Below are 13,094 nucleotides of genomic sequence, written 5' to 3' on the forward strand. Positions count from 1 at the left end.
ACGGCCTAGGCGAGGGGGTGGGCGGCCAGTAGGTCGCCCAGGGCCTCCTCGTGGGCCGCGGCCGGGCCGAGCTGGAGCTCCAGCTGCTTGGCCCAGGCGTGGTAGCGGTGCAGCGGGTAGTCGGTGTCGGCGCCGAAGCCGCCGTGCAGGTGCTGGGCGGTCTGCACGACGCGGCGTACGCCCTCGGAGGCCCAGATCTTCGCCACGGCCACGTCACCGGCGCTCGGCAGCGGTCCGCCCGCTCCGCCCGTGGAGGCGTCGAGCCGCCAGGCGGCCTGCCAGAGCGTGACCTCCATGGCGCGCAGGTCGATGTAGCGGTCGGCGGCCTGGACGGCGACGGACTGGAAAGTGGCCACCGGGAAGCCGAACTGCTCGCGCTTGCTCGTGTACTGGCTGGTCATGGTGAGCACGTTCTCGCCGAGGCCGAGCGCGAGCGCGCAGGTCCCGGTGGCCAGGAGCTGGCGCAGGTGGTCCCAGGCGCCGGGCGCTTCGATCAGGTGCGCGGCCGGGACCCGTACTCCGTCGAGGGCGAGCTCGGCGAGCCGCTCCCCGCTCGTGGAGTACTGCTCCGCGAGGGACAGGCCGGCGGCGCCCTTGGGGACGAACGCGAGGACCGCCTCGCCCTCCCCGGTGTGGGCCGGTACGGCGGTCCAGTCGGCGCTGTGCCCCCAGGCGACGGCCGTCTGGACCCCGTCCAGGACCCAGGCGTCCCCGTCCCGGCGTGCGGTGACGGCCAGTTCGGCCGGGTCGTGGCCGCTGCGGCCGTGCGCGGCGACGGTGAGGACGAGGCCGCCGTTCCCGGCGCCGGGCAGCAGGGCGCCGGCCAGCTCGGGGCCGCCGTGGGCCTGGACGGCCATGGCGGTGGCGCAGTGCTCCAGCAGCGGCACCCGGGCCAGCACCCGCGCGGCCTCGCGCAGCACCAGGCACAGGGCTATCGCGTCGAGTCCGGAGCCGCCGTGCTCCTCGGCCAGGACCAGGCTCAGCAGATCGGAGTCGGCGAGCTTGGCCCACAGGTCCCGGTCGAACTCCTCGGCCACCGCCCTCGGGGTGAGCGCGGGGCTGGGCACGCCGTCGGGGGCCACGTCCGCGAACACGGCCTTGGCCGCCTCGACGGCGGCCTGCTGCTCCTCGGTGAAGGTGAAGTCCACTGCCTGTCCTCCCGCGTGCCCGGATCGTGCTCTGCCTGACGGTGCGTCAAGATAGAACACGTTCCTAAAAATGCACAGCCCTGAAATTGGGCAGGGGGGCGGCGGCGCGGCCCGTCAGCGGTCGAAGTCGATCTCCACGTCCCCCGACACCGGGTGCGACTGGCAGGCCAGCACGAACCCGGCCTCCGTCTCCTGCTCCTCCAGGGCGAAATTGCGGTCCATCCGCACCTCGCCCGATACGACGAAGGCCCGGCAGGTGCCGCACACTCCGCCCTTGCAGGCGTACGGGGCGTCCGCACGGGCCCGCAGCACCGCGTCGAGCAGGGACTCCCCGTCGCGCACCGGCCAGGTGCCCGAGCGGCCGTCGAGCCGCGCCGTGACCCGGCCGCTGGTGGCCTCGGCCGAAGCGGGGCGTGCGGGCGGGGCGGTGTCCTCGACGTGGAAGACCTCCTCGTGGACCCGGGTGCGGGGCACGCCGAGCGCGCCCAGCGCCTGCTCCGCTCCCGTGACCAGCCCGTACGGCCCGCACAGGAACCAGCCCGTGACCTCCGCGACCGGCAGCAGGGCGGGCAGCAGCTCCGTCAGCCGCTCCTCGCCGAGCCGCCCCGAGGGCAGTCCGGCCTCCTGCTCCTCCCGGGACAGCACGGTGACGAGCTGGAACCGGTCGGGATAGCGGTCCTTGAGGTCGGCGACCTCCTCCAGGAACATCGTCGAGGCCGCGCTGCGGTCGCTGCGCACCAGGCAGAACCGGGCGTCGGGGCGGGCGGCGAGCAGGGTCGCGGCGATCGACAGCACCGGGGTGATGCCGCTGCCGCCGACGATCGCGGCGTAGTGCGCGGCGGGCGGCGCCGCCGCGGGGTCCAGGACGAACCGGCCGGCCGGGACCATCACGTCCAGGACGTCCCCGGGGGCGATCTCCTTGTGGGCGAAGGTGGAGAACTCCCCGCCCTCCACCAGCCGCACCCCGACCCGCAGCTCGGCGGGTCCGGGCCCGTCCGGGGCCGGGGCGGGGGAGCAGATCGAGTACGTACGCCTGATCTCCACCGCGGCGTCTCCCGCGCCGCCGGGGGCCTGCCGGCGCAGGGTCAGGTGCTGGCCGGGCTCGTGCCGGTACTCGGAGCGCAGCTCCGGCGGGACGGCCAGGGTCAGGGCCACGGAGTCCTCGGTGAGCCGGTCGACCGCCGTCACCGTCAAGGTGTGGAACGCGCCGTGGCGCGCGGGGCGCGCCTGCGTGGGCGACGGCGACGGCGGTGACACGGCCATCTACAGCTCCTTGAAGTGGTCGAACGGTTCGCGGCAGGCGGTGCAGCGGCGCAGCGCCTTGCATGCGGTGGAGGAGAACCGGCTGAGCAGCTCGGTGTCGGTCGATCCGCAGTTCGGGCAGCGGACGGACAGGGTGAGCGGGACCGGTCCGCCGGCGGCGTGCGACCGCGGCGGGGCGATGCCGAACTCCGCGAGCTTGCGGCGGCCTTCGGCGCTGATGTCGTCGGTGGACCAGGCGGGGGCCAGCACGGTCCGCACCCGGACCTCGGTTATGCCGTGGTCGGTCAGGACCCGCTCGATGTCGGCGGACATGGCCTCGATGGCCGGGCAGCCGGTGTAGGTGGGGGTCAGGGTGACCTCCACGTGGCCGTCCTCGTGCATCCGGACCCCGCGCATCACGCCGAGCTCGGCGAGGGTCAGCACCGGCAGTTCCGGGTCGGGGACGGAGCCGGCCAGCTCGGCCAGCTCCACCTCCAGCCGGGTCTGCCCGGTGCTCGCGCCGGTCACCACGATGCCCCCGGGTGGCTGCGGTGCAGGTGCTGCATCTCCGCGAGCAGTCGGCCGAACGACTCGGTGTGCAACCCCTGCCGGCCGGCTCCGGCGGCCCAGGCTCCGTGCCGCGGCCCCTGGGGCAGCTCCAGTCCGGCCCGCTCCAGTACGCCGCCCACCGCGGCCAGCCAACGGCCTTCCAGGGCGGCCCAGTCGATCCCGTCGAGCCCCTCCACCGGCCGGAACATCTCCCCGGTGTACTTCCACAGCCCGTCGAGGCCGGCCCGCATCCGGCGCCGGCTCTCCTCGGTGCCGTCGCCGAGGCGCAGCGTCCACTGCTCGGCGTGGTCGCGGTGGTAGTCGGTCTCCTTGACCGCCTTGGCGGCGAGCGGCGCGAACGGGCCGTCCCCGAGCGCCAGTTCCCCGTAGAGCTCGTGCTGGTAGAGCGAGAAGTAGAGCTGGCGCGCGATGGTGTGGGCGAAGTCGCCGTTCGGCTGCTCGACCAGCTGGAGGTTGCGGAAGGCCCGCTCCTCGCGGAGGTAGGCCAGCTCGTCCTCGTCGCCGGCCTGCGACAGCAGGACGCGGGCCTGGCCGAGCAGGTCGAGGGCGATGTTGGCGAGGGCGACCTCCTCCTCCAGGACGGGCGCGTGGCCCGCCCACTCGGCGAGGCGGTGCGAGAGGATCAGCGCGTCGTCGCCGAGGGCCAGCGCGGCCGCCGTCGCCGCAGTCGTAACCGCTCCGGTGCTCGTCACAGGTGCTGCACCCCCTCGGGGATCTCGTAGAAGGTGGGGTGCCGGTAGGGCTTGTCGGCGGACGGGGCGAAGAACGGGTCCCGCTCGTCCGGGGAGGAGGCGGTGATCTCCGTGGAGGGCACCACCCAGATCGAGATGCCCTCGCCGCGCCGGGTGTAGAGATCGCGGGCGTTGCGCAGGGCCATCTCCGCGTCGGGGGCGTGCAGGCTGCCCGCGTGCGTGTGCGAGAGGCCGCGCCGCGAGCGGACGAACACCTCCCACAGGGGCCAGTTCCGCGTCATACCCGAGCCTCGCTTCCGATGGTGGCCGCGGCGGACGTGCCCGCCGCCTGCTTCTCCGCATACGCCGCGGCCGCGTCGCGCACCCAGGCGCCTTCCTCGTGCGCCGCGCGGCGCTGTCCGATCCGCTCCTCGTTGCACGGGCCGTTGCCCTTGAGGACCTCCCAGAACTCCGTCCAGTCGATGGCGCCGAAGTCGTGGTGCCCGCGCTCCTCGTTCCACTTCAGGTCCGGGTCGGGCAGGGTCAGCCCCAGCGACTCGGCCTGCGGGACGGCGATGTCCACGAAGCGCTGGCGCAGCTCGTCGTTGGAGTGGCGCTTGATCCGCCAGGCCATCGACTGCGCCGAGTGCCCCGATTCGGCGTCGGGCGGGCCGAACATCATCAGCGAGGGCCACCACCAGCGGTCGACGGCGTCCTGCGCCATCGCGTGCTGGGCCTCGGTGCCCCGGGAGAGGGCGAGGAGCAGCTCGTACCCCTGGCGCTGGTGGAAGGACTCCTCCTTGCAGATCCGGACCATGGCCCGCGCGTACGGCCCGTAGGAGCAGCGGCAGATCGGGACCTGGTTGGTGATCGCCGCGCCGTCCACGAGCCAGCCGATCGCGCCGACGTCGGCCCAGGTCAGCGTGGGGTAGTTGAAGATCGAGGAGTACTTCTGCTTGCCGGCGTGGAGCTTGTCGAGGAGCTCGTCGCGGCTGGTGCCCAGGGTCTCGGCGGCGCTGTACAGGTACAGGCCGTGGCCGGCCTCGTCCTGGACCTTGGCCATCAGGATCGCCTTGCGGCGCAGGGAGGGCGCGCGGGTGATCCAGTTCGCCTCGGGCTGCATGCCGATGATCTCGGAGTGGGCGTGCTGGGCCATCTGGCGGACCAGGGTCGCGCGGTACTCGTCGGGCATCCAGTCGCGCGGCTCCACCCGCTCGTCGGCCGCCACGGCCGCGTCGAAGGCCGCCGCGAGCTGTGCGCCGAGGTCGGCGGTCACGCCGATCCCCGCGTCCTGCCCCGCGCCATGCCCCGCTTCCGGGGTCACTGCCACCATCACGGCCCCCTGTCAGAGGTCTTTTCCCGCCTCGTCCCGCCCGACCGACCGATCGTTCGGTTCATGCTCTTCAATGGTGGGACGAGGGCCCGTAGGGTGTCAACCTCTGTGGTCAACCCTGTGGACACCGGACGATCGGGGCGGGATGGATTCGAACGCGCGCGAGCCCCTCGAAGGAGCGGTTCCACCCCCGCCCAGAGCGCCCGGAATCGCCGGTCTGTCCACCCCCTACAAGGTCGTCACGGCCCTCGCGCTCGGGGCGGTGGCGGTGGCCTCCTGCTGGCACCTGGCCCTCGTCTTCCTGCACGTGGCCCCCTCCAACACGGTCAGCAAGCAGCACGCGCGCGTGATCGACTGGTGGGTCTACCCCGAGTTCGAACAGAACTGGAAGCTCTTCGCCCCCAACCCGCTCCAGCAGAACATCGCCGTGGAGGTGCGCGCGGAAGTGCGGACCGACGACGGCCTGCTGGTCGCGGGCGACTGGCGCGGGCTCTCCGCCGAGGACGGCGCGGCCATCCGCCACAGCCTGCTGCCGAGCCACACCGAGCAGAACGAGCTCCGCCGGGCCTGGGACTTCTTCACCACCTCCCACGACGAGGACAACAAGTCCACCGGCGACCGCGGCGCACTCGCCGAGGAGTATCTGCGCCGGATCGCCCTGGACCGGCTGGACGCGCGCACCCCGGCCGAGGGGCGGATCGTGCGGATCCAGCTGCGCGGGGCCACCACGGAGGTCGCCGCACCCCCGTGGTCGGACGAGACGACCGACACCAAGACGTACTACCGGGAGCTGCCGTGGTGGACGGTCTGAGGAGGCTCAGGGCCGACGGCGGCCGGGCGCTGGCCCGGGTCAGCGGGCAGGCGCTGGGCCCGTACCAGAGCGCGGTGGTCCGCATCGGCTTCGCGGGCACCTGGCTGTTCTTCCTGCTGCGGGAGCTCCCGAACCGCCACGAGCTCTACGGGCCGGACGGGCCCTGGAGCTGGGAGCTGGCGCAGCGGCTGATCGACTCGAACCGCGCCTTCACGGTGCTGATGTGGTCGGACTCGGCGCTCTGGTTCGAGATCGTCTACGCCGTCGCGGTGCTGTCGTCCGCCCTGCTGATGCTGGGCTGGCGCACCCGGGCGACCTCCGTGGTGTTCATGGTCGGCGTGCTGTCCCTGCAGAACCGCAGCGTCTTCATGGGCGACGGCGGGGACAACGTCATCCACCTGATGGCGATCTACCTCGTCCTGACCCGGTGCGCGCGGGTCTGGTCGCTGGACGCCCGCCGCGCCCGCCGCCTCGGCTCGGCCTCGGCCGGGCCGGCGGGGCCGGTGCTGTGGTGGGTGCTCGGCTCGGTGTTCGCCTTCGGGGCGGTGACCGGGCGGTTCAGCACCGTCTGGCTGGTGGTCTTCACCGCCCTGTGGGTGCTCGCCGCGCTGTGGTGGATGGTCGACCGGTACGAGCCGGAGGGGGAGGGGCGGGCCGTCCTCGACGTCCTGGCCAACCTGCTGCACAACGCGGGGATGCTGGTGATCATGGTGGAGGTCTGCCTGATCTACGCGACGGCCGGGTGGTACAAGATCCAGGGTTCGCGGTGGCAGGACGGCACGGCGCTGTACTACCCGCTGAACCTGGACTACTTCACCCCGTGGCCCGGGGTCTCGTCCTTCCTCGCGAGCAGCGGGACGCTGGTCATGCTGCTGTCCTACGGGACGGTCGCGGTTCAGGTGGCGTTTCCGTTCACCGTGTTCAACCGGCGGATCAAGAACGTGCTGCTGGCGGTGATGATGCTGGAGCATGCGGGGATTGCGGTGCTGCTGGGGTTGCCGTTCTTCTCGCTGGCGATGATCGCCGCTGATGCGGTGTTCCTGCCTACGGCTTTCCTGGTCTGGCTCGGGGCGCGAGTCGCCGTGCGGGGGTCCGTTCCGGACCGGGAGCCGGGGCCGTACGCGGATCCGGCTCCCGATCCGGAGCCTGCGCTGCCCAGCACCGTTCCGCGCTGAAGGTCGGCCCTGCGGGGCTTGTCCCCCACCCGCCCTTCCACCGTTCCCCGGGCTGCGCCCGGACCCCTTCGCGCGTGCGGCGCCGTTGCCGGGGGCCAGCCCCCGGACCCCCGCTCCTCAAACGCCGGAGGGGCTGAGTTTGCCCCGGGGGAAGGGACCGGTGGGGAGGGGACCGTACGCTCGGCGTATGAGTGAGTACGGGAGTCCCGGGGAGATCGCGCGGCAGTGGGAGGAGGCTGCCGGGAGGCAGGAGCTGGTCCTCCTCGACGGGTTCCACGCGCTGAAGCACGCGCTGCGGTTCGGGGCCGATGTGCGGATGGTCGTTGCCGATGATCCGGACGGCGTACGGGGGCTTGCGCGCGAGCTGGCGCCTGACGTGGAGGCGGACGTCGTCCGGCTGGTGCGGCGGGCTTCGCTCAAGGAGCTGGTGGCGCGGGTGCACCCCACCGGGGTGGCGGCGCTCGCGGTCCGGCCCGACGGGGCCGAGGGGCGGGCCCGGCTCGACGCACGGCCCAGGACGGCCCCGATCGTCGTCCTCGACAACCCCCGCAATCTCGGCAACGTCGGCGCCGTCGTCCGGCTCGCCGCAGGTTTCGGCGCCACCGGGGTGCTCACCCGGGGGGATCTGGACCCCTGGCACCCCAACGTGGTCCGGGCCGGCGCGGGCCTGCACTACGCCACCACCGTGGACCGTGTGGAGCTGGAGACGCTGCCGCCCGGCCCGCTGTACGCCCTCGACCCGGAGGGCGAGGACATCCGCGCCCTCACCCTCCCGGACGATGCCCTGCTCGCCTTCGGCTCCGAACGCCACGGGATCTCGCCCGAGCTGCGCGCCCGCGCCGATCACCTGGTGTCCCTGCCGATGCGGCCGCAGGTCTCCAGCTACAACCTGGCCACCAGTGTGGCCATGACTCTCTTCCACTGGGGTGGGCCGAAGGGGACCCACTAGGGCTCAGCCCTGGCGGCGGACCTCCACCACGCGGAAGCGGTTCGAGACGAACGCCCCGTCGCACAGCGCGGCGTTCGCCGCCGGGTTGCCGCCGGAGCCGTGGAAGTCGGAGAAGGCCGCGGTCTGGTTCACGTAGACCCCGCCCGTCAGGTTCAGCGAGAGCTGCGCCGACTCCTCCAGGCAGACCTCCTCGATGGCCCGCTCGGTGTCCGCGGAGGTGGTGTACGCCCCGACCGTCATGGCGCCCTTCTCGCGGACGGTGCGCCGCAGCAGGTCGAGGGCGCCCTGCGTGGAGTCGACCGCCACGGCGAAGGAGACCGGGCCGAAGCACTCGGAGAGGTAGGGGGCGGAGTCGTCCGGCTTGGCCGAGTCCAGCTTCACCATCACCGGGGTGCGTACGACCGCGCCCGGGAACTCCGGGTTCGTCACCTCGCGCGAGGCCAGCGCGACCTCGCCGAGCCCGGCCGCGGCCTCCAGGCGGGCCTTCACGTCCGGGTTGACCAGGGCGCCGAGCAGGGCGTTGGCCCGCGCGTCGTCGCCGAGGAGGCCGCCGACCGCTGCGGCGAGGTCCGAGACGACCTCGTCGTAGGACTTGTGCCCGGCGTCGGTCTCGATGCCGTCGCGCGGGATCAGCAGGTTCTGCGGGGTGGTGCACATCTGGCCGCTGTACAGGGACAGGGAGAAGGCCAGGTTGGACAGCATGCCCTTGTAGTTGTCGGTGGAGTCCAGGACGACGGTGTTGACGCCGGCCTTCTCCGTGTAGACCTGCGCCTGGCGGGCGTTGACCTCCAGCCAGTCACCGAACTCGGTGGAGCCGGTGTAGTCGATGACCTTGATCTCGGGCCGGACGGCGAGCTCCTTGGCGATGCCCTCGCCCGGACGCTCCACGGCCAGCGCGACCAGGTTCGGGTCGAAGCCGGCGTCGGCCAGGACCTCGCGGGCCACCTGGACGGTCAGCGCCAGCGGGAGCACGGCGCGCGGGTGCGGCTTGACCAGCACCGGGTTGCCGGTGGCGAGGGAGGCGAAGATGCCCGGGTAGCCGTTCCAGGTGGGGAAGGTGTTGCAGCCGATCATCAGGGAGATGCCGCGCGGGACGGCCGTGAAGGTCTTGCCCAGCTCCAGCGGGTCCTTCTTGCCCTGCGGCTTCGACCAGTCGGCCTGCCCCGGGACGCGGGTCTGCTCCTCGTACGCGTAGGCGATCGCCTCCAGGCCGCGGTCCTGCGCGTGGGGGCCGCCCGCCTGGAACGCCATCATGAAGGCCTGGCCGCTGGTGTGCATGACGGCGTGCGCGAACTCGTGCGTCCGCGCCGAGATCCGGGCCAGGATCTCGATGCAGACCAGGGCGCGCGCCTCGGGGCCGGCGTCCCGCCAGGCGCCCATGCCGGCCCGCATCGCGGGCAGCAGCACCTCCGGGTCCACGTGCGGGTACTCGACGCCGAGCTCCACGCCGTACGGGGAGGTCTCCGCGCCGGTCCAGCCGTCGGTGCCGGGCTGCCCGAGGTCGAGCCGGGTGCCGCGCAGCGCCTCGAAGGCGGCGAGGCCGTCGGCCGGCGCGGTCTCGCCGTACGCCTTGGGGTGCTCGGGGTGCGGGGACCAGTAGGCGCGGCTGCGGATGGTGGCCAGCGCCTGGTCCAGGGTGGGCCGGTGCTTGGCGGTCAGCTGGGGGACGGTGAGCTCGGCGGCCATCAGGGACCAACTCCTCTTTGAGCCGGGCGGGATCAGGCGATCGGGGCAGGCAAGAAGGGATGAACAAGAGCAGACTGGAGTTAGAGTAACCGAACGATCGGTCGGGACAAGAGGGCCCGGCAGGCCTGTGGACAAGTCGGTGCGGGAGGATCTGGGCATGACAGCAATCGAGCGGTCCCGCACAGTGGCGGTCGTCGGCGCCGGCACCATGGGGCAGGGCATCGCCCAGGTCGCCCTTCTCGCAGGTCACCGCGTGCTGATCTACGACATCAACGCCGCGCTCGCCTCCGACGCGGTCGGTTTCGTCCAGGACCGGGTCGAGCGGATGGCCGCCAAGGGCCGCCTGGACCGCGCCGAGGCCGAGGACGCGATCGACCGGATCGCATCGGCCGCCGGGCTGGCGGAGCTGGCCGGTGCCGCCCTCGTCGTGGAGGCGGTCGTCGAGGACGTCACCGTCAAGCGCGCACTGTTCGCGGCACTCGAAGAGGTGGTTTCGCCGGACGCGCTACTGGCCACCAACACCTCCTCCCTCTCGGTCACCGAGCTCGCCGCCGGGCTCGCGCACCCCGGCCGCTTCCTGGGCCTGCACTTCTTCAACCCGGCCCCGCTGCTCCCGCTGGTCGAGGTGGTCTCCGGGTTCGCGACGGAACCGGCCGCCGCCGACCGCGCGTACGCCACCGTCCTGGGCTGGGGGAAGACGCCGGTGCGCTGCGCCGACACCCCGGGCTTCATCGTCAACCGGATCGCCCGGCCCTTCTACGCCGAGGCCTTCGCGGTGTACGAGGAGCAGGGCGCCGACCCGGCCACCATCGACGCCGTGCTCCGCGAGAGCGGCGGCTTCAAGATGGGCCCCTTCGCGCTGACCGACCTGATCGGCCAGGACGTCAACGAGGCCGTCACCCGCTCGGTGTGGGAGTCCTTCTTCCGCAGCCCCAAGTTCACCCCGTCCCTCGCGCAGCGCCGCCTGGTCCAGTCGGGCCGCCTCGGCCGCAAGTCGGGCCACGGCTGGTACCCGTACGGCCCGGACGCGAAGGCCCCGGCCCCGCACACCGCGGGCCCCGAGGAGGCGCCCGCGAAGGTGACCGTCGTCGGTGACCTCGGACCGGCGGCCGGCCTCCTCGACCTCCTGGAGGAGGCCGGGATCGAGGTCGTGGACGTCGAGCACGGGGGCCCGTACATCCAGCTCCCCGGCGAGGGGCAGCTCGTGCTCGCCGACGGCAAGACGGCGATCGAGTTCGCCGACGTCGTCTACTTCGACCTCGCCTTCGACTACCGCGACGCCACCCGGATCGCGCTCTCCGTCAGTGAGGACACGAGCGAGCGGACCCTCGCGGAGGCCGTCGGGCTGTTCCAGAAGCTCGGCAAGAAGGTCTCCGTCATCGGCGACGTCCCCGGCATGATCGTCGCCCGGACGGTCGCGATGCTGATCGACCTCACCGCCGACGCCGTCGCGCGCGGGGTGGCGGGCGCCGAGGACATCGACACGGCGATGCGGCTCGGGGTCAACTACCCGGCGGGCCCCGCCGAATGGCACGACCGGCTCGGCCGCGACTGGGCGTACGACCTGCTGCACCACCTCGACGAGCGCTGTCCCGGCGGCCGGTACGCGCCGTCGCTGGCGCTGTACAAGCTGGGCTACGCGGCGGGCGATGACGCCGCGGAGGACGACGAGGCGGGGGAGACCGAATGACCACGGCCAAGCGGGACACGTACACGCCCGAGACGCTGCTGTCCGTCGCCGTCCAGATCTTCAACGAGCGCGGCTACGACGGCACCTCCATGGAGCACCTCTCCAAGGCCGCCGGCATCTCGAAGTCCTCGATCTACCACCACGTCGCCGGCAAGGAGGAGCTGCTCCACCGCGCCGTCAGCCGGGCCCTGGACGAGCTCTTCGCGGTCCTGGCGGAGCCGGGGGCGATACGCGGCCGCGCGGTCGAACGCGTCGAGTACGTCACGCGCCGCACGGTCGAGGTCCTCGTCGCGGAGCTGCCCTACGTGACCCTGCTGCTGCGGGTCCGGGGCAACACCCGCACCGAGCGCTGGGCCCTGGAGCGCCGCCGCGAGTTCGACCACCAGGTCGCGGAGCTGCTGAAGTCCGCGGCCGCCGAGGGCGACCTCCGGGCGGACGTGGACATCCGCCTCGCCACCCGCCTCCTCTTCGGCATGGTCAACTCCCTGGTCGAGTGGTACCGCCCGCACCCGGGCACCACCCCCGACCAGCTCGCGGACGCGGTGGTCAGCATGGCCCTGGACGGCCTGCGCACGCAGCGCTGAGGGGCGGCGCCGGGCGAGGTGAGTTCAGGCGGCGCCGCTGGCATCCGGGGCGATGAAGCGCCGGTGGAGGGGGGCGAACGTCACCTGGGGCTCGGTCGTGATGCCCAGTTCCCCCTTGACCACGGGGGCGACCCTGTCGGCGATGAACCGCGTGAAGTGGTCCTCGGTCTCCCAGACGTCGGCCACGTGGAAGCCGTCGTCGGCGAACCAGCCCATGTGCATCACGAAGCCGTCCGGAGCGTCGTCTTCCCAGCCGACCCGGTCACGCGTCGCGTCGTACACCTCTGGAGTGATCTCGGGCCACACAAAGGTCATCACGACTGCCACGGGGGTTCCTCTCGATCGCCTCGGTGCGCCGCAGCCTGTGCGGCACGGCAGCACGACGCTAAGCAGGTCGGGCTCGCCGGGCACGTCGGAGCAGCCATTCGGAGCAGGTCGCCGCGCTGCAGGGAGGGCTGCCGCGCCGCCATGCGGCCCCTAGTCCTCCGTGATCGTCGGGCCGGCGGACGGATCGCGGGCCAGGAGGTCCGTTTCTTCGAAGACCAGCAGGGTGCGGGTGGAGAGGACCTCCGGGATGGACTGGAGGCGGGTCAGGACCAGCTCGCGCAGAGTGCGGTTGTCCGGGGTGTGGACCAGGAGCAGGACGTCGAAATCGCCGCTGACCAGGGCGATGTGGGCGGCGCCGGGGAGCTCGCGGAGCTGTTCGCGGACCGTGCGCCAGGAGTTCTGGACGATCTTCAGGGTGATGTAGGCGGAGGCGCCCTGGCCCGCGCGCTCGTGGTTGACGCGGGCGGTGAAGCCGCGGATCACCCCGTCGTCGATGAGCCGGTTGATCCGGGCGTAGGCATTGGCCCGGGACACGTGGACCTGCTCGGCGACGGAGCGTATGGAGGCGCGGCCGTCCGCCTGGAGCAGCCGCACGATGGACCGGTCGATCGGGTCGAGGGGGCGGGGCGGCAGCGGCGGCGGCACCGCCGGTCCGGGGGCTACCGGCGGTACGGGTGCGCCCCCGAGTGCGCCCCCCGTCCCGGAACCCGCTCCGGCCATTTGTTCATCCGTCATCGCCCGATGCCTGCCTCTCCTGGACGTCCTGCACCCATACCAGGGCGTCGGCGCCACTTTGTCCACAGCCTGGCGCCGCCTGTAGCCAAATTGCCCGGGCAACCGAACAATCGGTAGGTGAGGCGCCTCACACCCGGGGCCCTCCCTGCCCGCTTCCCACGAGGAGGTGTACG

General features: G+C 72.6%; 14 protein-coding genes. 5 read left to right on the plus strand and 9 right to left on the minus strand.

Features of this window, described 5'->3' with window-relative positions:
• Positions 1–5 precede the first annotated feature (5 nt).
• The 6 genes from NLX94_RS09465 to paaA form a co-directional block, all read right to left on the minus strand.
• The gene (locus tag NLX94_RS09465; RefSeq protein ID WP_254382159.1) at positions 6–1,148 is read right to left on the minus strand and encodes an acyl-CoA dehydrogenase family protein; all 1,143 of its coding nucleotides are present in this window, start codon (positions 1,146–1,148) and stop codon (positions 6–8) included.
• Positions 1,149–1,262: 114 nt separating this feature from the next.
• On the minus strand, positions 1,263–2,411 hold the full coding sequence (locus tag NLX94_RS09470; RefSeq protein ID WP_254382160.1) for a 2Fe-2S iron-sulfur cluster-binding protein: 1,149 nt from the start codon (positions 2,409–2,411) through the stop codon (positions 1,263–1,265).
• A complete protein-coding gene (paaD, locus tag NLX94_RS09475) occupies positions 2,412–2,918 on the minus strand; it encodes a 1,2-phenylacetyl-CoA epoxidase subunit PaaD (protein ID WP_254382161.1) in 507 nt (168 codons plus the stop codon).
• Positions 2,915–3,652, minus strand: coding sequence for a 1,2-phenylacetyl-CoA epoxidase subunit PaaC (gene paaC / locus NLX94_RS09480; protein WP_254382162.1), 738 nt, complete (start codon positions 3,650–3,652; stop codon positions 2,915–2,917). The genes paaD and paaC overlap by 4 nt, the downstream gene beginning before the upstream one ends.
• On the minus strand, positions 3,649–3,933 hold the full coding sequence (gene paaB / locus NLX94_RS09485; RefSeq protein WP_254382163.1) for a 1,2-phenylacetyl-CoA epoxidase subunit PaaB: 285 nt from the start codon (positions 3,931–3,933) through the stop codon (positions 3,649–3,651). Before paaB ends, paaC begins: the two co-directional genes overlap by 4 nt.
• A complete protein-coding gene (gene paaA / locus NLX94_RS09490) occupies positions 3,930–4,964 on the minus strand; it encodes a 1,2-phenylacetyl-CoA epoxidase subunit PaaA (RefSeq protein WP_254382164.1) in 1,035 nt (344 codons plus the stop codon). The genes paaB and paaA overlap by 4 nt, the downstream gene beginning before the upstream one ends.
• Positions 4,965–5,109: 145 nt before the next feature.
• On the opposite strand from paaA, the gene NLX94_RS09495 reads away from it, so the two are divergent.
• The 3 genes from NLX94_RS09495 (at position 5,110) to NLX94_RS09505 (ending at position 7,899) form a co-directional block, all read left to right on the plus strand.
• Entirely contained in the window at positions 5,110–5,775 is a 666-nt protein-coding gene (locus NLX94_RS09495; protein ID WP_254382165.1) for a DUF5819 family protein, read from the plus strand.
• Positions 5,760–6,950, plus strand: a complete 1,191-nt coding sequence (locus tag NLX94_RS09500) for an HTTM domain-containing protein (RefSeq protein WP_254382166.1) — start codon at positions 5,760–5,762, stop codon at positions 6,948–6,950. Before NLX94_RS09495 ends, NLX94_RS09500 begins: the two co-directional genes overlap by 16 nt.
• Before the next feature lie 187 nt (positions 6,951–7,137).
• Positions 7,138–7,899 (plus strand): RNA methyltransferase, encoded by a 762-nt coding sequence (locus NLX94_RS09505; protein WP_254382167.1) that lies wholly within the window; start codon positions 7,138–7,140, stop codon positions 7,897–7,899.
• A gap of 3 nt (positions 7,900–7,902) precedes the next feature.
• Here NLX94_RS09505 and paaN read toward each other — a convergent pair whose 3' ends face one another.
• Entirely contained in the window at positions 7,903–9,585 is a 1,683-nt protein-coding gene (gene paaN, locus NLX94_RS09510) for a phenylacetic acid degradation protein PaaN (protein ID WP_254382168.1), read from the minus strand.
• A 157-nt stretch (positions 9,586–9,742) separates the two neighbouring features.
• Between paaN and NLX94_RS09515 the strand changes: the two genes are divergently transcribed.
• Both NLX94_RS09515 and NLX94_RS09520 read left to right on the plus strand, forming a co-directional pair.
• A complete protein-coding gene (locus tag NLX94_RS09515; protein WP_254382169.1) occupies positions 9,743–11,275 on the plus strand; it encodes a 3-hydroxyacyl-CoA dehydrogenase in 1,533 nt (510 codons plus the stop codon).
• Complete coding sequence (locus tag NLX94_RS09520; protein ID WP_254382170.1) at positions 11,272–11,859, plus strand: TetR/AcrR family transcriptional regulator; 588 nt, start codon at positions 11,272–11,274, stop codon at positions 11,857–11,859. Before NLX94_RS09515 ends, NLX94_RS09520 begins: the two co-directional genes overlap by 4 nt.
• 24 nt (positions 11,860–11,883) lie before the next feature.
• On the opposite strand, the gene NLX94_RS09525 is transcribed toward NLX94_RS09520, so the two are convergent.
• Positions 11,884–12,186, minus strand: a complete 303-nt coding sequence (locus tag NLX94_RS09525) for a hypothetical protein (protein WP_254382171.1) — start codon at positions 12,184–12,186, stop codon at positions 11,884–11,886.
• Positions 12,187–12,336: 150 nt separating this feature from the next.
• The gene (locus tag NLX94_RS09530; RefSeq protein WP_308402407.1) at positions 12,337–12,921 is read right to left on the minus strand and encodes an Lrp/AsnC family transcriptional regulator; all 585 of its coding nucleotides are present in this window, start codon (positions 12,919–12,921) and stop codon (positions 12,337–12,339) included.
• Positions 12,922–13,094: the final 173 nt, after the last annotated feature.

This window comes from Streptomyces sp. TBY4 (genome assembly GCF_024213195.1).
Taxonomy (GTDB): Bacteria; Actinomycetota; Actinomycetes; order Streptomycetales; family Streptomycetaceae; genus Streptomyces.

Coding starts and splice junctions, on each gene's coding strand:
- NLX94_RS09470 (WP_254382160.1), bottom strand. CDS start 2,411: ATGGCCGTGTCACCGCCGTCGCCGTCGCCCACGCAGGCGCGCCCCGCG.
- paaB (WP_254382163.1), bottom strand. CDS start 3,933: ATGACGCGGAACTGGCCCCTGTGGGAGGTGTTCGTCCGCTCGCGGCGC.
- paaA (WP_254382164.1), bottom strand. CDS start 4,964: ATGGTGGCAGTGACCCCGGAAGCGGGGCATGGCGCGGGGCAGGACGCG.
- NLX94_RS09495 (WP_254382165.1), top strand. CDS start 5,110: ATGGATTCGAACGCGCGCGAGCCCCTCGAAGGAGCGGTTCCACCCCCG.
- NLX94_RS09505 (WP_254382167.1), top strand. CDS start 7,138: ATGAGTGAGTACGGGAGTCCCGGGGAGATCGCGCGGCAGTGGGAGGAG.
- paaN (WP_254382168.1), bottom strand. CDS start 9,585: ATGGCCGCCGAGCTCACCGTCCCCCAGCTGACCGCCAAGCACCGGCCC.
- NLX94_RS09515 (WP_254382169.1), top strand. CDS start 9,743: ATGACAGCAATCGAGCGGTCCCGCACAGTGGCGGTCGTCGGCGCCGGC.
- NLX94_RS09520 (WP_254382170.1), top strand. CDS start 11,272: ATGACCACGGCCAAGCGGGACACGTACACGCCCGAGACGCTGCTGTCC.
- NLX94_RS09530 (WP_308402407.1), bottom strand. CDS start 12,921: ATGACGGATGAACAAATGGCCGGAGCGGGTTCCGGGACGGGGGGCGCA.